The organism is Cognatundibacterium crateris, from assembly GCF_010078235.1.
Lineage (GTDB): Bacteria > Pseudomonadota > Gammaproteobacteria > Burkholderiales > Burkholderiaceae_D > Undibacterium > Undibacterium crateris.
The window spans coordinates 639168-658788 of record NZ_JAABOS010000001.1; the positions used below are offsets into that span (position 1 = coordinate 639168).

At 50.1% G+C, this 19621-nt stretch carries 12 protein-coding genes, 1 pseudogene and 1 CRISPR repeat array; of the genes and pseudogenes, 3 read left to right on the top strand and 10 right to left on the bottom strand.

The window, feature by feature from the left end; genetic code table 11:
* Window positions 1–26: 26 nt before the first annotated feature.
* Window positions 27–1991: an alkyl/aryl-sulfatase gene (locus EYB48_RS02810; RefSeq protein ID WP_162018747.1), complete on the bottom strand. Its 1965-nt coding sequence runs from the start codon at window positions 1989–1991 to the stop codon at window positions 27–29.
* A 241-nt stretch (window positions 1992–2232) separates the two neighbouring features.
* Between EYB48_RS02810 and EYB48_RS02815 the strand changes: the two are divergent.
* Window positions 2233–2406: pseudogene (locus EYB48_RS02815) on the top strand (helix-turn-helix domain-containing protein); the annotation flags it as partial.
* Between the two features lie 62 nt (window positions 2407–2468).
* A CRISPR array of direct repeats spans window positions 2469–6952; the repeat unit is 29 nt; unit sequence CGGTTCATCCCCATGGGCATGGGGAACGC.
* 101 nt (window positions 6953–7053) lie between these two features.
* On the opposite strand, the gene cas2e reads toward EYB48_RS02815, so the two are convergent.
* From cas2e to cas3, 9 genes are all read right to left on the bottom strand, one after another.
* Window positions 7054–7356, bottom strand: coding sequence for a type I-E CRISPR-associated endoribonuclease Cas2e (cas2e, locus tag EYB48_RS02820; RefSeq protein WP_162018748.1), 303 nt, complete (start codon window positions 7354–7356; stop codon window positions 7054–7056).
* Window positions 7337–8248 (bottom strand): type I-E CRISPR-associated endonuclease Cas1e, encoded by a 912-nt coding sequence (cas1e, locus tag EYB48_RS02825; RefSeq protein ID WP_162018749.1) that lies wholly within the window; start codon window positions 8246–8248, stop codon window positions 7337–7339. The genes cas2e and cas1e overlap by 20 nt, the downstream gene beginning before the upstream one ends.
* A complete protein-coding gene (gene cas6e / locus EYB48_RS02830) occupies window positions 8248–8955 on the bottom strand; it encodes a type I-E CRISPR-associated protein Cas6/Cse3/CasE (protein ID WP_162018750.1) in 708 nt (235 codons plus the stop codon). Before cas6e ends, cas1e begins: the two co-directional genes overlap by 1 nt.
* Window positions 8952–9713, bottom strand: coding sequence for a type I-E CRISPR-associated protein Cas5/CasD (cas5e, locus tag EYB48_RS02835; protein ID WP_162018751.1), 762 nt, complete (start codon window positions 9711–9713; stop codon window positions 8952–8954). The genes cas6e and cas5e overlap by 4 nt, the downstream gene beginning before the upstream one ends.
* Before the next feature lie 3 nt (window positions 9714–9716).
* Window positions 9717–10772 (bottom strand): type I-E CRISPR-associated protein Cas7/Cse4/CasC, encoded by a 1056-nt coding sequence (gene cas7e, locus EYB48_RS02840; RefSeq protein ID WP_162018752.1) that lies wholly within the window; start codon window positions 10770–10772, stop codon window positions 9717–9719.
* Between the two features lie 46 nt (window positions 10773–10818).
* Window positions 10819–11334: a type I-E CRISPR-associated protein Cse2/CasB gene (gene casB, locus EYB48_RS02845; protein ID WP_162018753.1), complete on the bottom strand. Its 516-nt coding sequence runs from the start codon at window positions 11332–11334 to the stop codon at window positions 10819–10821.
* A 137-nt stretch (window positions 11335–11471) separates the two neighbouring features.
* The gene (gene casA, locus EYB48_RS02850) at window positions 11472–13130 is read right to left on the bottom strand and encodes a type I-E CRISPR-associated protein Cse1/CasA (protein ID WP_328823219.1); all 1659 of its coding nucleotides are present in this window, start codon (window positions 13128–13130) and stop codon (window positions 11472–11474) included.
* Complete coding sequence (locus EYB48_RS02855) at window positions 13127–13423, bottom strand: hypothetical protein (RefSeq protein WP_162018755.1); 297 nt, start codon at window positions 13421–13423, stop codon at window positions 13127–13129. The genes casA and EYB48_RS02855 overlap by 4 nt, the downstream gene beginning before the upstream one ends.
* Before the next feature lie 210 nt (window positions 13424–13633).
* Window positions 13634–16405, bottom strand: a complete 2772-nt coding sequence (gene cas3 / locus EYB48_RS02860; protein WP_162018756.1) for a CRISPR-associated helicase Cas3' — start codon at window positions 16403–16405, stop codon at window positions 13634–13636.
* Window positions 16406–17037: 632 nt separating this feature from the next.
* On the opposite strand from cas3, the gene EYB48_RS02865 reads away from it, so the two are divergent.
* Complete coding sequence (locus EYB48_RS02865; protein WP_162018757.1) at window positions 17038–17781, top strand: LemA family protein; 744 nt, start codon at window positions 17038–17040, stop codon at window positions 17779–17781.
* On the top strand, window positions 17778–19535 hold the full coding sequence (locus EYB48_RS02870; RefSeq protein WP_162018758.1) for an MAG1210 family protein: 1758 nt from the start codon (window positions 17778–17780) through the stop codon (window positions 19533–19535). The genes EYB48_RS02865 and EYB48_RS02870 overlap by 4 nt, the downstream gene beginning before the upstream one ends.
* Window positions 19536–19621 lie beyond the last annotated feature (86 nt).

Genomic DNA, 19621 nt, shown 5'->3' on the forward strand with positions numbered 1-19621 from the left:
TCCCTGCGAGCAGCGCCATCCGGATGTTATCTGGTGACGATTGCAAATGTCCCCGGTGCTTTATCGATCAGACTAAAAAAGCGGATCAGGTCGATGCGACTGCCATCGACACGCAGATCGTCACTCAGCAGGGTATCTTTCACGCCTGCGGTATTGGTCATCATTTTTAAAAACAGCGGCTTGGTCAAGGTGAGTGTGGCATTGGCATCCTTTGCCGCTACTGCCCGCTTGTGGTGTAGCACGGCGTTCTCTATCCATAACACGTAGGACTCTTTACTATCGCTGAGTACCAGATTGATTTTTAAATTTTTGTCTTCGGCAGACTCGCCATTCAAACTGGCTGCCATCGCCTCCAGAAATTTTTCTGTCGGCGTCTGCGCCAGCATTTCGATCAGAGAAGCACGGTTAATGCCCTTTTTCGGCGGGCCATTTCTTAGCTCGTCGACGGCAGTCAGATAGCTGTTACGCCAGGTTGCCGATTCTGCTGCATAGCCCATTTGCTCATAGGTTTTTGCCAGCAGTTCTTTCGCTGCCTGATTGCCGCTATCGGCAAATACCAGATGATTCAAGAGTTCCGCCACCCAACGATAATCCCCCTTATCGTAAGCCGCCTGCGCATTGGCGAGCGCCTTGTCTGCACCGCCAGCGAGCTCAATAATATGTTTAGCCGAGTCTTGCGGTGCGAGCGGATTCAGGTGTGCCGGGTTGCCATCGTAAGCGCCGAGGTAAAACTGATAGATCGCTTTGACATTGTGGCGCAGGTCGCCATAGTAGCCGCGGACCGCAAAAAAACTGGCCAGCGTTTTGGGCAATTTGATCTGGTCGGCGATCTCATACGGTGTCAGTCCTGCATTCATCAGGCGAACGGTTTGGTCATGCATGTATTGATAGCTGTCGCGTTGTTTACTAATGAACTCAGCAATGCGGGCATGTCCCCAGACCGGCCAGTTATGCTGGCCAAAATACACTTCTGCACTGGCACTGTGTTCCAGGGCCTGATCGAGATAGGCAGACCAGTGCTGGGCGTCGCGCACCTTAGCACCGCGGATAGGCAGCAGGTTGTGCATGGTCTGCGCGAGAATTTCGGCGCCGGCATAGGCTTTCTTTTCCGGCAGTAAAAACGTCAATTCGGCGGGTGCCTCCGCCCCGGGCACATTATAAAAAACGAAGCGCAAACCATCGATGCTGAGTTCCTGGCTTGCCTGCGTGATCTGCTGAGTTGGCGCGAGTATCCCTATACTGCCGTAGGCAACGCCTTTGCCAAGTCCGGTATCGACATTGCCTTTGACTGAGCGCGCTAAGTCTTTCCCAAATTGGTAAGCCGAACGGCGTGCCATTGCGGTGCCGACCAGAATATTTTCGCTGGTGGCTTCTTCCATAAAACCGTCGGGCGCTATCACTGGGATTTTTCTTGCCAAGGCATCTTCGGCACTCACTACGCCGAGTACGCCTCCAAAATGGTCAGCATGGCTGTGCGTGAAAATCACCGCAGATACGGGCTTATTGCCCAGATGCTCGCGTGCGAAAGCGATCGCAGCTGCCGCGCTTTCTTTGGCAGTCAGCGGATCGACGACGATCAACCCGGTTTTACCTTCAATCAGCGTCATATTGGCAATATCGAAGCCGCGTAGCTGGTAAATTCCATCGATAACTTTAAACAAGCCGATTTGCGCATTCAGCTTGGCATGTCGCCACAGACTGGGATTGACCGTAGCGGGTGCCGGGCCATCGACGAAGCGAAACGCATCAAAATCAACCAGTACATCGCCAGCCGTGTTTGTTATTTTTCCAGTGGGACGCGCAATCCAGCCCCGTTTTGCATCTTCAAAGTCTTGCTGATCATCGAGCGCGAGACTGGCTGCCATGTCCGCATTCGCTTTGATCGTTGTTGCGCTGACCTCGGCATTGCCGTTGACCTGAACCGGTTTTCCACACGCGGCCAACAGCAGGCAGACACTGAAGATAAGGCTAAAGGAAGCAAGCTGACGCATGGTATCTCCTAAAGGAAAAGAACAATTGGGTTGATGACGACATGACTGAGGGGGATCAGATAACCGGGTAAAAATAGTTTTTGGTACTGACAGAAAAACAAAAACAAAAACAAAAACCAGAAGTAAAGCGATGAAACTATGCTGCAATGCTGGCTAGTGTAGGGGCGAGTTCCTTATGCAGTCCAATGCAAATTTAAGATAAGATCAATGCATTCAATGCATAGCCTTATGGATGGGACTCATGGAATTAAAACGACTGCGACACCTGATTGCACTGGCCGATGAACGCAACTTCATCCGTGCTGCGCAGCGCGTCCATTTATCGCAATCGGCATTGAGTCGCAGCATACAGGCGGCGGAAAACGAATTTGGTGTGCGCCTGTTTGACCGCGGCACGACAGACGTCAGTACTACACGTGCCGGTGAGCAAAAGCATGGGGAACACACCCATGATGCCCCTCGATTAGTTCAGTGCGTCGGTTCATCCCCATAGGCATGGGGAACGCTCCTGCGCAGTGCCTGTCATACCCTCTAATATCGGTTCATCCCCATGGGCATGGGGAACGCGGTAAGCTGACTAATACAGTAGATCAATATATCGGTTCATCCCCATGGGCATGGGGAACGCTCATTAGTGAAGGCCAGGCGCAATGGATTGATCGGTTCATCCCCATGGGCATGGGGAACGCAACCGGCGCAATTCTCCCGCATGATTAACATCCGGTTCATCCCCATGGGCATGGGGAACGCCCCTGGCGGAAATGACCGGCTCAGAATATCTGCGGTTCATCCCCATGGGCATGGGGAACGCTGCTTGACGACGTAGAACCGCTAGAGCCCGAACGGTTCATCCCCATGGGCATGGGGAACGCAATCAACCCTTTTACCGTTTCTTTTTCTTCGCCGGTTCATCCCCATGGGCATGGGGAACGCTTACCTTTCAGGGTTTTCAACGCGCCTGCCATCGGTTCATCCCCATGGGCATGGGGAACGCTACACCGGACGAGTGCCTAACCACTTCGTAGGCGGTTCATCCCCATGGGCATGGGGAACGCAACTATTCTAAAAAAAATCCATCATCTTGTTTCGGTTCATCCCCATGGGCATGGGGAACGCTCCGTTCCGATTGTCCCTTTGCTACCTGTTACCGGTTCATCCCCATGGGCATGGGGAACGCTACCCCATCACAAAATTCGATGCGTTGTTTTGCGGTTCATCCCCATGGGCATGGGGAACGCCCCAGACGGCCATTTGCTCTGAATTGCTCATCACGGTTCATCCCCATGGGCATGGGGAACGCTATTCACGTGCGGTACCAGCAATCTCTTGCTGCGGTTCATCCCCATGGGCATGGGGAACGCTGGGAATGCTGCCGAGGACATTTGATCCATCGCGGTTCATCCCCATGGGCATGGGGAACGCACGATCTCACTAAGCAGTTTGAGGGATGTAAGCGGTTCATCCCCATGGGCATGGGGAACGCCTTTGCAATGTCCATGTTTTCCTGACTGCCCGCGGTTCATCCCCATGGGCATGGGGAACGCCGGGATATTCTGCCCAGGTATCACGCCGCAATCGGTTCATCCCCATGGGCATGGGGAACGCCGTTACCCAGCAAAAAAATCACAAGGTCAATGCGGTTCATCCCCATGGGCATGGGGAACGCGATTTGATGGTTATACACAAACGCCATTTTTTCGGGTCATCCCCCTGGGCATGGGGAACGCCGTTACCCAGCAAAAAAATCACAAGGTCAATGCGGTTCATCCCCATGGGCATGGGGAACGCGGTACAGCATTCACTAAGGCCAATATCACAAGCGGTTCATCCCCATGGGCATGGGGAACGCGTGATATTGAGCCAGTCGATAATGGCTAAGCGCGGTTCATCCCCATGGGCATGGGGAACGCTATTTGATGGTTATACACAAACCCCATTTTTTCGGTTCATCCCCATGGGCATGGGGAACGCGCCCTGGGTGATTTCTGGCTGAAATTGCCGTCAGGTTCATCCCCATGGGCATGGGGAACGCGCAGGTCACCGGTACCAATGTCAGCGGCACGCTGGTTCATCCCCATGGGCATGGGGAACGCCTGCAGGCCACCTGCCAGCGTGACCAGGCGATCGGTTCATCCCCATGGGCATGGGGAACGCGCAGGTCACCGGTACCAATGTCAGCGGCACGCTGGTTCATCCCCATGGGCATGGGGAACGCCTGCAGGCCACCTGCCAGCGTGACCAGGCGATCGGTTCATCCCCATGGGCATGGGGAACGCCAGAGCTTGTTTTGCGCCATTGGTCCAGTCACCGGTTCATCCCCATGGGCATGGGGAACGCGCGCGGCTGGCTTGTCTACTGCACAGGTATTTGCGGTTCATCCCCATGGGCATGGGGAACGCTCTTCTAGCATCATGAGGCAACTACCTCACCGCGGTTCATCCCCATGGGCATGGGGAACGCTGAAAGCGCAGGAGCTGAAAATCACTGCTGAGCGGTTCATCCCCATGGGCATGGGGAACGCTGCCAGCATATCGACCACAGCACCAACTACCACGGTTCATCCCCATGGGCATGGGGAACGCCGCCTGTTCCGACGACATGGCCTGTTCCTTGCCGGTTCATCCCCATGGGCATGGGGAACGCTCCTTGCGCCAGGTAATCAGGTAGCTCGGCGCCGGTTCATCCCCATGGGCATGGGGAACGCGTCCTCAGCATCCATGGTTTTAGTTCGCCCACTGGTTCATCCCCATGGGCATGGGGAACGCCTGCTCAGCCGCAAACCAAACGCTGGCACCTGCGGTTCATCCCCATGGGCATGGGGAACGCGTTCCTGCGCCTGTAGCGCCGCCGCTTCATCGCGGTTCATCCCCATGGGCATGGGGAACGCTGGATAGGGCGCGTCGCCAGTACCGGCTGCGGCGGTTCATCCCCATGGGCATGGGGAACGCCATTGCTGAGTAGTCCGCTGGTAATTGTCGGCCGGTTCATCCCCATGGGCATGGGGAACGCACCCGCTACTGGCAAGCCAAAACCGGCCAATACGGTTCATCCCCATGGGCATGGGGAACGCGCCTCATTGCTTGGCGCTGGCTTATCAATGCGCGGTTCATCCCCATGGGCATGGGGAACGCATCCTATCTTACCTATTTGCCCTGATATCAGGCGGTTCATCCCCATGGGCATGGGGAACGCACCAAAACCAACGAGCTAGACTATTAATTCAGCGGTTCATCCCCATGGGCATGGGGAACGCGATTTTTCAACGCCAGCTGAGGCGTTGCAGTACGGTTCATCCCCATGGGCATGGGGAACGCCATCTGGAAAACCTGCTCAGCAGCCTGCAGCGCGGTTCATCCCCATGGGCATGGGGAACGCAGCCGCAGCTTATTAGAGACAATGGCAGAAGACGGTTCATCCCCATGGGCATGGGGAACGCAGCCGCAGCTTATTAGAGACAATGGCAGAAGACGGTTCATCCCCATGGGCATGGGGAACGCAGCAAACAGCGCGTGTGTCCGCGGACGTTGCACGGTTCATCCCCATGGGCATGGGGAACGCTTTTCACCGCCCTTCAGCTCCTGGTCCTGCTGCGGTTCATCCCCATGGGCATGGGGAACGCTGCGTGTTTGGCTTGTTCTTTCATGGCATCTTCGGTTCATCCCCATGGGCATGGGGAACGCAGCCGCGCAAATGCAAATAGCGTTTCTTGTGGCGGTTCATCCCCATGGGCATGGGGAACGCTGTGTAGTAAGACTTTTGCTGCTGCCCTGAGCCGGTTCATCCCCATGGGCATGGGGAACGCTGATGAATACCACGTGCTAATGCGCCCGCTATCGGTTCATCCCCATGGGCATGGGGAACGCCATTAGCACGTTGATTTTCCATTTCTGTGTGACGGTTCATCCCCATGGGCATGGGGAACGCGGAACGCGTCCCCCTAGTGGTTTTGTAATGGGCGGTTCATCCCCATGGGCATGGGGAACGCTTGCGAATATTTCCTGAGTTGCCCCACGACGACGGTTCATCCCCATGGGCATGGGGAACGCTCTCTGCGTACTTTGTCAGCCGCCCGAACATTCGGTTCATCCCCATGGGCATGGGGAACGCTAGAACTGCGCGACATGCTGCAAGAGGGGCGCCGGTTCATCCCCATGGGCATGGGGAACGCTGAAACTGTCAGGAGTTAAGGATCATCCGTTACGGTTCATCCCCATGGGCATGGGGAACGCTTGGCAACATTGCGGTGAAAAAACATGGGTTGCGGTTCATCCCCATGGGCATGGGGAACGCAACGCGCCACGCACCGAACCCGCCGCCGCATGCGGTTCATCCCCATGGGCATGGGGAACGCGTTGAACTTACGACACCTATAATCATTTGAGTCGGTTCATCCCCATGGGCATGGGGAACGCCGATCTACGCCGCAAGGCGACATGGTTGGAAGCGGTTCATCCCCATGGGCATGGGGAACGCAGCGAAAAAGGCAATAACGTATTTGCGTATATCGGTTCATCCCCATGGGCATGGGGAACGCTTTTGCATTAATTGCGTTTTGGCTAGACGCAGCGGTTCATCCCCATGGGCATGGGGAACGCTTTTGCATTAATTGCGTTTTGGCTAGACGCAGCGGTTCATCCCCATGGGCATGGGGAACGCTTAGCCGCCAGCTCTAACAGTTCTCTATCAGTCGGTTCATCCCCATGGGCATGGGGAACGCTTGACTGGGTGGCAGCAGTAGCACCACGATGGCGGTTCATCCCCATGGGCATGGGGAACGCAGTGGGGTTTGCAGTATGTGAAATGCTGAAGCCGGTTCATCCCCATGGGCATGGGGAACGCTGGCACATTAATTCCATTAAGGAATGGAAATGCGGTTCATCCCCATGGGCATGGGGAACGCTCTGAAAACCTGGGCAGCCGTCGCCGTGGCCGCGGTTCATCCCCATGGGCATGGGGAACGCACCAAACATAATCGATTGATTATTAAGGATAAAAAAGGGCCCCGCAATTCTACCGAATTTTTCTGCGTTTTTTTTTGAATTTTTAAAGATCGCTGACTTACTTAATTTTGACGATTTACGTCACTTAGTTCAGGTAAAAATGAAACGAGTTTCGCACCATCCATTTCGACAGGAATTCGTCTGTTTCTACCGATTGTGACAAAATCGAATCCAGCTTCATTGTTAGTACGCCACGCCATCACCGCATTACCTTCTTCGATTCCTTCTGCGACCTGATTCCAGATGTGTTCGCGAAGACGCCGGGAATAATTGCCAACATAGACACCGGCACGAATTTCTAACAACCAAATAGCAAGCCTGCCACGCAAGCGTGGCGGCGCATTTTCAAGAACGATGACCAACATCTCCAATACTTTCTGGATTAGGAATTACAGGCGGAAGGGATTCCTCGGCTGGTTCTGGTGGCGTCAGCTGACCGGCGGAAAGGATAGTTTCGATATCTGGAATTATTCGTTCAAGTAGTCGGCTCTGTCGAAACGCATCGCGGCAGCGTATCCTCACCTCACGTTCAAGATTCTGGCTGGGCTTAGCAGCGACACTAAATGCGATTGGAACTACGGTATCAAATTTATATAAATCGGCAATATCGTAGACAAACGAGAGCGGTTTACCGCTATGGATAAAGCCAATTGCAGGTGCATAACCGGCAGCAAGAACCGCTGCTTCTGTCACGCCATACAAACACGAAGTCGCAGCAGAAAGACAGCGGTTGGGTATATCCGCCGCATCCCAATCCTGACGGTCGTAATTGCGTGCTTTCCAATCTACGCCATACTGCTGCGCAAGCAGTTGATATGATGCCCTTACTCTGGCACCTTCGATGCCACGCAATTGTTCTACGCTACGTCGTTGTGGGGGCTCTTCACCAAAACGTAATTTGTACATCGCCCTGACTACTTTCAGGCGCGCATCATCATCGAGCGCAAGTTTCGCCTGATACAGCAAGCGATCAGCACGTGCGCCACCCGGCTGCCCCGATGAGTAGACCCTGACGCCCCCTTCCCCTATCCATACCAGTAAGGTGCCAACACGTGCAGCCAGCGCGCAGGCTGAGTGGGAGACGCGGACACCCGGCTCCAGCATCAGGCAAGCAACGCCACCAACCGGGATATGCATACGCACACCTGTAACGTCTACCGCCACAAAGGCTCCGTCGAGTACGTCGAGCTGACATTTTTCAACGTACAGAACGGATAGCCGCTCTTTAATCGGAATGGGCTTTAATGGCGGAAGCATCAATCAGCTTTCAGCTTTTTCACGAGTAGCAAACCACAGCCAAATGCTTTGGCATGCCCTATACCGTGAAAAAGCGTGTGCTGAAATAGTTCATGGTCAGTAACGATCAATTCCCCGGAAAAATCCACTGTGCTAAAACGAATCTCTCGCTTATCCGCCCTGTGCTGCTGGTAAGCATCGACATTCGCCGCGACGATGCTAAAGCCGAGGCGGTCTGAACGACTTTGCAACCAATCGAGACAAGTCTGCTGTGTCAACTCGTAAAGCAGAGGCTTATCTTCGTCTTGCTTCAAATCTCGCCACGTCGCATCTTCAGTCAGTCCATGCTCAAGCAGAAAACGCTTCTTGGCGTCCATGACAACATCATGTCGCTGAGGTTTACCTTTGTCGTTTGTTTTGGTGATCACAGGATTAGCACGCAATTGAAACGATAAATGCAGGCCATCTGATAATTGCGGAGCGTAAGGCTGGCTCTGTACCTGCCATATGTCACTAAACGCAACAGGCTGACGCTTTGAGACGATATAAAAGCGGGGCGTCACTTCCTGATCATAGCGGCGAAAAATAAAATCACGTTGCTGATCCTGACTGCTGGGAAAAAACTTCCATAGCCATTGATGTTCGGCGTAGGCTGCTGACTGCGCCATTTCATGCGCAGCCTGTCGCAAGTTCACCGGGGTAATTACACTAAAATACATGAGGCTCATTCCTTCATTAAGGCGATGTGTTCGCTTCTGTCTGCAAATAGCCAGCCCTGACGGGTAATCAGCTGATCTTTGCGGATGATACTCAAACCCCGCTGCACCCCCATCGTCGCCAAATCATCCGCACCAAAATCATCTCCCCAGACAATTTTTTGGATAGTGATCTCATTGCCCCCAGGAGGTGCTACTGAGGTTTTCTGCCACAGTGCCATCAATTGTTGCTGATAAGCGGATAAAGCAGTTGCAATCGTTGTCGCATCTAAAATACAAGGATGCAGAGGTGCGGCAACAGGGCAGGACTTGCGTCCCAGGTACAGCACGAACTGGGGCTTACGCAATGCTTCGGCTAACTGGACTAATGTATAAGGCGCGTCTGCATATGCCTGAACTGCAACCAGGACATAAGCATCCTGACGATAATCACGGGTGGATAAAATCGTGTTGAGGTCTTGTTTGGGTAGCGACAACTCATCACGACGCGTGGCATGTGGCCGCTTTTTAAGGTCCGTGCGACTGGGGACTTGCGCGGTATGGTAATCACGCAATAATCGACCGGTATTCACTACACCAATCGCGACACGATAGTTATTACACAAAGCCATGTGCGCCGCATGATCATCCCTGTCTATGCCCAACGCGGCAGCGAGCAAACCATAGATAGCGGATTGACCTGGGTAATCAGCGCTGGGGCGATACTCGCCGACAGCCACCTCCCCCCAAGCCGCCATGGTACCTTGCAGCTGAAAAATCAAGGTCTCCATGATTTACTCAACAATAAATTCAGCGACTTCGCTCAGGCTGCCTGTTCCTGCTTCCACATTCAATTCCTTCACGGCGTCTGCACAGTCGCCGTACACGGTATTAAAGTTATTACGCTGCCGGTTCAATTCAGTCACTGCACGGTTTAAGGTATCAGTGTCTTTCACTGGTTTCAGAAAAGCCTGCGCCAGTGTACGTGGCTGTTGATCGCCTTTTTCAGCGAGTACATACCCGGCGTAAGCTCTTGAGGCAAAACTATTCTGTTTGCCAGTCGGTGATACTTTAGTGACAGCATGCAGCAATGCCTTGAGTGTCTGTTGTGTCAATACTGTATCGCCTCCAAGATTTTTCAATAACAAGGCGCGGTCAATGCAAAGGTATAAATAAAATACCCCTGCGCCAAATCCGGTTTCACCAATATGCGCTGCGCCTTGGTCTGTCTCGCCCTTATTCAGATCATCAACAGCCGTAAAATAATCATCCTCAATGGCTGCTTTGTGTACAGTGATCGCATGAGCGACTTGCACCGCTGCCTCTGAATTAAAGGCTGGCGATCCAGCCAGCATACGACCGAACATAGCGATATCGGCGGCGCTATGCTGCTTGCGCAATAATTTCAGATCTTCGTCGGTGGGCGCTTCCTGATTTGCCACCAGTTTATCCACTAAGGCAGCTATCGCCTGTTCTTCCTCAGGATTGAAGTGCACCAGTTGCTCAACATGCAGGTCTTCATTACCTTCATTCTTTTTGTCCGCTTTTAATTTTCCGAATTGGCTGGCTATGGTTTTTGCCCATTCGCGCGCATTTTTTTCGCTGACACCTTGCTTTTTGAGAGTCTGATAGACATGTACCCCCATTTCTTTGGTGCGTGTACCGATATTCCCTTTCAACACAGACTCAAAAATATCGGAAGTACGCCAGGCACGCTTGAGGCTTTGCGAAGAAATACGCAAGCGTGCAGAGTCTCCGACCACGGCTGTTTTTGGGCGACCGGTGTCATCACGGTTCAGATTGGATGGTGGGTAGCTGGTCAGGATATGCAATTGAATATAACGGGACATGTTTTTTCCTTGATATTAATATGTTGTTCGCAAATAACTTCTGAGATTAAGCATTCTGTTTGACAGGCCAGCGGTAGTCATATGCCCACCGTTTTTTTGTGATGTCATTCCACCAGTAGATATCGTGAGCCAACTGATAAACATTCACCTGATTTTTGATCAGCGGAAGCGTACGGCGCAAACTGACGAATAAATCATCCACATCCATATCGTCAATTTTCAACAAGCCCCGGAAACGAAGTTCTGAAACCAAGGGTTTATCGCCAGCCAAGACTGACATCCTTACCGCAACGGCGTCCTGATCATCAGTTGTCACATGCGCCAATAAACTCGCAATAGCGGCTAATTTATCTTTTTCTGTGCTTGTCGATTCAGCAGGCCAGCGATGTGCAAGCATGTAACGATAAAAACGCTGATAAGCCGGACTCAGACTCACTTCATCTAATGTGGCACAACGACGCAGCATGGCACGGCTGGCACGGTCATCTTTCAGATCAACCCACCATTGATGCAACGTCTGCCCTAAATGACTCTCAGGACTGAAACTGATTTTTTCTTGCATAGTTAATACTCCTGCAAACACGATTCCGTTTGTAAACTGGTCAATAATTCAGCACCGATCAAACCAAAGCACGTCACCGTCATTCACATTCAATTGGTATAAACGGTGCTGTCTGACTTTCACTATCTGCTTACCTGTTACTTCTTTGTTTTTGGATTTTTTTTCACGCTGCCTGATTTGCCCTGCTTGCCTGGGTCTTCTGATTGATTCGCTATTGGAATCTGCAGAATTGTTTTGATCGCTTTACCAGATAAATTTCTTTCCAGACCTTTATAGGCTTCCGCAATTCGCCGCGGATTTTGTTGTGCGATGGCGCCTGCACCAACAATATCAACGTCAAATAAGTGCAAAGATTTTTTAGCTAACACGCTAAGCCACACCTCGCCAAAACTGATGAGGAAATGACTGTCGTCTTCATTGATACCATTTTCAGAATGTGCTTGCCGGATCAATTTTTCCAGATTGCGATAAAAATCTGGCTCAGTACCATCCCAAAAAGCTTTATCTACGAAACTTAAATCACCCCGTAAATCGCTGTCCCCAAACCAAGCCAGCTTGACCGCCTGTCGTAAGTAAAAAATAGCTTGCTCTGCTGATTCAATCAGGCGTTTGACAAAATCATGAAAATTCTTCTGGGTAGCGCGATCGCAATCAGTAAGCTGATATAAAGGAAACCGGGTTTCATACCAACAGCGCGGTTTCATGTTGTCCATATCGTAGCCAAACACCCATAAACGCAAGGCTCCTGTTTTATTCCGGCGCTGCCCTTCAACATAATTCACGATGCTTGCTGCCTGCACATTTTTTTTATTGTGCGAACTACCCATCACCCAGGACAACCAATGTTTATAGCTGAATCCATCGGGCTGCGGATGCACGGGCAACCAGCCTTCCTTTGTCTCGTAGTAGGGGGAAAATGGATGGCGCCATGGACCTTTGTAATTCAAGCCCTGCGGCCTGGTCAGATAACGATGTATCAATTGCGTCGATTCGCGCTTGCATATATCGCACTGTCCCGTCTGGACACTAGCAAAATCAAGGCGGATACGGCGAGGCATCGCCCAGAACACATGATGAGGATGGGTTTGCAGCGGCTGGGTCTCACCACCTGCGGCCTGAATTTTGGCAATATCAGCCAGCCATGGAAATGTGAAGTGGGCTGCTGTTTTCTGTGCATCGCCGCCCTGCTCCAGAAACAGGCGTTGCGGCTTTACGTTCAGCCACAGGTCGTGCCACAGGCTGCGCGAAGGCGTTGCCACCACCAGCGTGGTTAATGGGCCACCGCCACGTAAGCTGGTACGGTTTCCCGCACCACCTGCCGGGGCATTGGTTTGCAAGGTCATCAAGGCCGTTGCAGCACAATGCGGGCACATCGTTTTAAAGATGTCACGCTTAACAAAGTGATCGGTATTTTTATCAATCGTCGAGCCACCTGCGGCATCAATCAAGAGTGCGTCAATCGCACATTCTGTGCCCGCTGTCAGACTGTAATCCTGCATAAAGCGTGCGCTATCACCATCCAGGATAAAGGCATCAGCAAACGGAGCAAACCATTTTTGCAGCAACTCAGCCTTTGGCGGCGAATCGACATACTCTTCCCAATCTCCCTCAGTATTTACGGGCGAAGTTGTCTGCAGCAGGCCAACCATCATCTGTGCCAGCGCACCATTAAAATCAGGCCGGTTAGCAGCAAAGGCAAGGATATCGTCCTCAACTATCTGACAAGGTGCAATCCAGTCAATGCGGCCAGTCTTGCGGCGAACTGGCAGCCATTTTTCTGTCATTAATGAAATCATTCTTTACTCACCCCAAACATGTCTTGCTGTCGACCACCAACAGACTTTGATAAATTAATTTCACCTATACGACCTCTCCAAAAATTACCCCGACCACCCCGCTCATCAGCATGATCAAATTCATGCAACGCCAACTGCCTATCTTTACAACTAAGGACAGCGATAATTTTCAGTCCATCTAAGTCTGTACGATCAACCAGCTCCTCAAAAGCAGCAAGTGCTGCCTTTTCACTGGCAGTAATGGTTTTTGAGCAGATACGTTGATCTGGTTTTTGTAAGTAAATTTTGTACATAGCACTCTCCTGATTGAGCAGTAAATCATTTGATTTCCGTAACCAAGATCAAGATTAGCACATTTTTTTTAAGTATATAACCCTTTTGATTTTAAATTTTTTTCATTTTACAAATTGCCGCCTATATAATGTGACTTTTGAGTTCCCTAAAGTTTAGGGATGAGCCGTATATAACCCTGTTGAAAGTCCCATTCCCCATTCTCATGGGGATTAATCCGGTGCAGCGTTTTCTGCACCGGCTCCCTCCACTCTCAATCCAAAATTCTCGTCATACAACCAGGTCAGCAGCTCTGTTTTTTTTCCCGACTTTTCATTTGCAGCTGTCCATGCCTGCCCTTTCCAGACACCATCGGCTTGCTGCGACAAAGCTAATAAGCCACACCACTTCCCTTCACCCGGCAATGTTTTATGTAATCGGTCATAAGCAATGCGCGCAGCAGGTTCTGAAGGCGGGTCGATCCGCGCCAATATGCGTGTGGCCACCTTCACCATGCTGTATGTCCAGACGCCACTCGACCACGGCTCCAGATTGTTACCTGCCCATTTTGCCAACATGATCTCTGTCGTTTCTTCGCCAAGACGGGAAGGTGTTTTCGCTTCACTCCACCAATCCCCGATCTCTCCGCGCTGGTAACCTGCCGCTATTTTGAGGGTGTTTTGCTGAGCCAGACTGGCTTCGGACATATCCTGACCTTGCGCCTTCAAGGAACTCATCGTCAGTGACGTGGGCAATACGGTATCTTTCGAAAACACATGCTCGATCATCGTCCGTGCATCAGTTGGCATCGTAAAACAGCCTTTCTGCAACACCTGTGCACTGAGCCATAATTGCCCATGGTTTTTGTATACGTATTGGCCGGTTTTAAATACAGCGCCATACCAGTCTGCTTTGGGCTGCACTGTCCATGTGGGCGCAAATACCCATAAGCATGCGGCGGGGCGACCATCCTTTGCATCCTCCCCACTGATGCGCATGCCCTGCGCATCACGTACATGACGTTGCAAGCGCCCTGCTCTTTGAAGTACGCGGTCTATAGGCGCAAGATCGCTGATGAGGACATCGAAATCCACATCCAACGACTGTTCTGCGACCTGAGTTGCTATCATCAAACGACCTTGCCTGTCTTCAGGTGTGCTGTTACCACCAAAAGACTGCAATACCTGGGCTTCTTTATTCAGCCTGTCCTGTAAAGAAAAGCGAGCGTGAAATAAGGTGATTTTGTCTGACGGGACACTGACTGCAAACCGCTCGTAAGCTGCCATCGCATCTGCGACCGTATTGCGAATCCATCCTACACATTGCCCTTGTCTTAACGCAGCATCTACATGCGCATAAACTGTATCAATATCGGATTCGTAATGTACCTGTACTGTCCGGGAAACATTCGCCCGCGAGGAAAGCGCGGTTTCACTGAGCCTCGGCTGACCGTCATACCAACAAGTCGCTAATGGATAATCGATGGAGTTAATAAGCGGAATGTTTGTCTGATGACGACCTCTGGCATAAGCGCTGATCAAGCTCTGCTTCATGTCCGCAGGCAAAGTGGCGGAAAGCAAAATCACAGAACCATTCGTCCGAGCATGAAAATTCAGCAGTACTTCTAATGCGCCTTGCATATAGGCGTCGCATGCATGAACCTCGTCAATAATCAATACTTTGTTATACAAGCCGAGCAAACGCAAAGACTGGTGCTTGCTATGGAGAACAGCAAGCAATGCCTGATCAATCGTGCCAACACCTGCGGATGCAAGTAAAGCCCGCTTGGTATGATCTGCCAGCCATGCCGTACAACGGGCAGTCGCCGTTTCATCTGACTGAGCAGGATCATGCTCTGGTTCGTCGTCAGGTAGAATAGAAATGGCAAATTTATCGACCAGAGTTTTGAAGCCATGTGCCAGCGTTAAATTCGCATTTCCCTCAAAGAGCATCCTGTAGACATCCGCTATCCGATGATACATGGCGTTCGCTGTTGCCATCGTCGGCAATCCAATGAAAAAGCCCTCTGCCGCACCTTGCGCCATTAAGCGATAGGCCAGCATGACCGCCGCCTCTGTTTTGCCTGCACCCGTAACGTCTTCTAATAAATAAATTTGTGGCGACTGCTGGATATCTACCGTTGCTGCCCAGTGCTGCAACGGCGATGGCTCATCGATATATGAGAAAAAGTCCCTGATCTGTTTCCCCGGCATGACCGGCACAGGCAACACACCGGAATGTGCTAACGCGTCCTCCGCCCTCTCCTGTGCTTTAGACCAGTATGTTTCTACATCTTGCGCTTGCTGCTGGTAAGAAAAAAATTTCGTATTCGACCCCAGCCAATCAGCCAATACGGTAACACCAGCAAACCACCATGACAGCATTTGACTATTCGTTTCAAAATCAGCCCCTGTCTGAAGCGGAATTCTCCTGGATTCGTCGCTTAATAGTAAGCTTGCCATTGCCTGCACAAAGTGACCGGCAGCGTACTTATCACCCCTGAGAAAAAACGAATTAACCTGACCACGCACTTTCGGTGGCATACCATGATGCCCGGTGACTGCCTGCATCCAACTACGCAATCCTCTCTGAGTGCGCGATGAGTTATCGATGCCAATTTTGAGTAAAATGCCTTCCTCAACCAGATCATCATCCCATAACCAGAAACCCAATGAGTCATGCCGCTCCGTGTATGACTTGCCTGGATTAGAATGGCGCTGCTGTAAAGTCCAAATCAAGTCATCTCGTTGCGACTGAAACGCTTCACTGAATTTACCCAGATCATGCAATGCCAGCAGAAAACCTGCCCACTCTAAAAACGCGGACTCAGAACAGTTCAATAACTGACTACCCGCCTTGAGAAAATTTGGAGATTTTTTTAAATACGTTACGCCCACTGCGGAAACATCCAATGAGTGGAAAACCAACAAATGAAATTTGTCAGCGCTATCGCCTACAGGCTTAGCCTTTCCCCAATATTTGTAGTAATCCGTCGTGTCTGTCATTGAGCAAAAACAGTTAAATTATGTATTGGCTACCCAATCAATACCTACCAACTTCAGATAATTAGCGCGACCTTTTAATTGCATCAACATTAATTATAAAAATTATATTTGTCAATATGCAACTAAATATTGACCTATCGCATAAATATCTGCGGTCATTTTAATTTTTTGCGGTGTGCCAAAAGGAAATCCAAGAGGGTGTGCGGCGAGATTCCGTCGCTTGCAATATCTAGTTCTATTAGACGAAACAACGACATCGTTTTCGCAAAGAACCGTAGCAATATCAAATAGTCGTATCTAAAACCGTTAGCGAACGCAAAGTTACTATGAATGATTTATTGAATAAAGCGTTCATAAACAGCCGTAAAAAAACCGAAACAACGACAAATACCGCCAAGCGCTGATCTCGAGTGAAATGCGAATTACGTTCCACGTTTTTGTTGAAAATTCAATCTGGACGTTTATCGTTTCTACCAGGAAATCGAATTCCAGCAGCAACTTCCTGCGTTAGCCAAGCCAGAACGCAACGTTGCACATCACACCAGTTCATCACATAACATTTGAAGTTCGTTTTATTGTCTACATTTTAATATTATGGGAGAATGCCCGATTTCAAACTAAAAGGTTAAATAATGTCAAATGAATTGGATGAAGTAACTGGCCCAGTTGATGCAAATGGCCGCGATATCAATGTTATTAACAAGCAAATACCAGTTACTGTGGGTACTGGCTCGCTTCTTTTTGAGATTGCACTATGGACGGTCATTCCGGCTTTAGGAATCCTTTTCCTGCTCGCCGGGGTACTCCCAAAAGAAGAAGCAATAAAAATGATTGTTGGTGGTGTATTGCCAGGTGCGATTTTTCAGTTCATGAAAGTCAAAGCACTATCTTATTTGCGAGCCCTTCAGCAAAAGATCCAAGCAGATGCTTCTCAAATCGATAATTACCTAGAGCAACGTGTAGTTATCCTGGAAAACGTGGTTGGTCTGGTGAAAAAATCGATTGATCTCGACACAGATGTGATGAAAACAGTCACAGCTTATCGTAGCGGTCACAACCTAGGTTCAGACGCCCAGCGCAATGAGGCATCACAGCAACTTGATGGCATTTTTTCCCGTATCCATGTTGCGGTTGAGTCCTATCCTGACCTTAAGTCACAGGCGGTAATCGCCGATGCCATGCGCCAAAACAGCTACCTTCAAAAAGAAATTACCGCTGCCCGTACGCTTTATAACGATACGGTCGCTATGTGGAATCAAGATATTTTTGCTTGGCCAACAAAGCAAATCGTTGCTGCCCGCGCAGCTTATACAACACGAATCCCATTCACCGCATCCGCCGAGACCAAAGCCGCAGCAAGGAGTAAATTCTTTTGATCGAGGACGTCCACGAGCCACTTGAGCTCTATAAAACACACTTCAAAGAAGCTCACGCCAGAAACACATCTGAGTTGTTCGAGGATCTGGTGCGTCAATCAGGTGTTGACGAAAACGCCAACATTGTAACTGTTAAGCAACTTCGCGAACTTGAAACGGGAGTCTCAAGTGAAAGCTCGGCGAGCAAGTGGTGGGGGATTTTGCGGGTTTGCACTATCGCTGCACTCGCCTTTTCCTTGCTCTATGTCTATGCAAACAATTACTCATTGATGTGGATGATTGTGCCAGCGGGCCTATTTGGTGCTGCCATCTACAAACTCAACAAATTAATTGCCGACGTTAATGCACGCCTAAAAAATCTGGAACAGCAACGGGATGCAAAACGTGAAGAAGCATGGCAGCAGATGGCACCGCTTAATCGCCTCTACAAATGGGACATCTTGGCAAAACTATTGGAAAAAACCGTTCCGCGCATTAACCTCGATCCCTATTTCTCCAATGGGCGTTTGGATGAGCTTCGCAACAGCTTTGGCTGGAATGATCAATTCAATCAAGGGCGCTCCATCGTTTTTTCTCATAGTGGAGTGATTAATGGCAATCCATTTATACTTGCCCAAACGCTAGAGCATTCGATGGGGACAAAAACCTATCATGGATCGCGCCAGATCAGTTGGACTGAACGTCAACGGGATTCAAGCGGAAGATGGACTACCGTTACACGTCACCAAACCTTGAATGCTTCGGTCGAGAAGCCATTTCCTGAATATGGTCATCGCTCATTTATTATTTATGGTAATGAAGCTGCACCAGACCTTTCTTTCAGTCGACAACCATCTAACCTCTCGACCTTAGGTGACGGGTGGATCGCAAACTGGAAAAAAGACCGCGCTGTTAAAAAGCTCGAAAATAAATCTCGCAACATTGAAAATGGTGGTGGATTCACTGTCATGGCCAATCGCGAATTCGACGCGATGTTTGGAGCAACTGATCGCGATCATGAAGTTCAGTTCCGACTATTATTTACCCCGCTTGCACAGCAGGAAATGCATAAATTACTAAAAGACAAAGAAGTCGGCTACGGGGATGATTTCGAATTTGAAAAAAGACGCATGATTAATTTAGTTGAGCCAGCACATATGGTGTCGACTGATATTAGTGCGCAACCTGAAAAATTTTATAGCTACGAATTGGCTTATGCACGGAGATTTTTCAACGATTATCATAATCATTTTTTCAAATCGTTCTTCTTCGGCATCGCACCTTTGTTGGCAATTCCGCTCTACCAACAACATCGCTCCCACAACGATATCTACAAAGGTGTCAATTCGAGTCATTCGTGTTTTTGGGAGCATGAAACTATCGCTAATCACTTTGGTGAAGCAGTATTTCAACACCCTGAATGCATTACAAGAAGCTTGTTAAAAACACGTTCTAAAGTTGAAGCAGATAACACGCAAACAGTTCAGGTTACAGCCTCCGGTTTTAAAGGAATTAATAGGACAGCTGTGGTCTCAGTGTACGGTGGAGATGGTCACTATCATGATGTTCGGGTTAACTGGGTCGAATATATCCCAGTTAAACATCAATCTCATATCATTGTTCGTGAAAAACAAAATTTTCCTGCAGAGGGAGAAGTAAAGCAGTCAGAGATTGATGATGGATCATGGCAAACCGCATTTAAGCAACGCGGAGTAGACCTTAGCAAAGCAGTTCTACGTCGCTCTGTGGTCTCCGCAGTCCTTCCTCAAGTCTGACAGCACGGACAAATTAGCGTAAAACTGCATTGATATTTTTAATTCTGAATGGTGAATATTGCACCTTCACCATTCAGAGTCGATCA

Bases quoted from the DNA above. Each gene is read 5' to 3' on its own strand.
- cas6e (WP_162018750.1), bottom strand. From the start codon at position 8,955: ATGAGCCTCATGTATTTTAGTGTAATTACCCCGGTGAACTTGCGACAG.
- cas1e (WP_162018749.1), bottom strand. From the start codon at position 8,248: ATGCTTCCGCCATTAAAGCCCATTCCGATTAAAGAGCGGCTATCCGTT.
- cas2e (WP_162018748.1), bottom strand. From the start codon at position 7,356: ATGTTGGTCATCGTTCTTGAAAATGCGCCGCCACGCTTGCGTGGCAGG.
- casB (WP_162018753.1), bottom strand. From the start codon at position 11,334: ATGCAAGAAAAAATCAGTTTCAGTCCTGAGAGTCATTTAGGGCAGACG.
- EYB48_RS02865 (WP_162018757.1), top strand. From the start codon at position 17,038: ATGTCAAATGAATTGGATGAAGTAACTGGCCCAGTTGATGCAAATGGC.
- casA (WP_328823219.1), bottom strand. From the start codon at position 13,130: ATGATTTCATTAATGACAGAAAAATGGCTGCCAGTTCGCCGCAAGACT.
- cas3 (WP_162018756.1), bottom strand. From the start codon at position 16,405: ATGACAGACACGACGGATTACTACAAATATTGGGGAAAGGCTAAGCCT.
- EYB48_RS02855 (WP_162018755.1), bottom strand. From the start codon at position 13,423: ATGTACAAAATTTACTTACAAAAACCAGATCAACGTATCTGCTCAAAA.
- cas5e (WP_162018751.1), bottom strand. From the start codon at position 9,713: ATGGAGACCTTGATTTTTCAGCTGCAAGGTACCATGGCGGCTTGGGGG.
- EYB48_RS02810 (WP_162018747.1), bottom strand. From the start codon at position 1,991: ATGCGTCAGCTTGCTTCCTTTAGCCTTATCTTCAGTGTCTGCCTGCTG.
- cas7e (WP_162018752.1), bottom strand. From the start codon at position 10,772: ATGTCCCGTTATATTCAATTGCATATCCTGACCAGCTACCCACCATCC.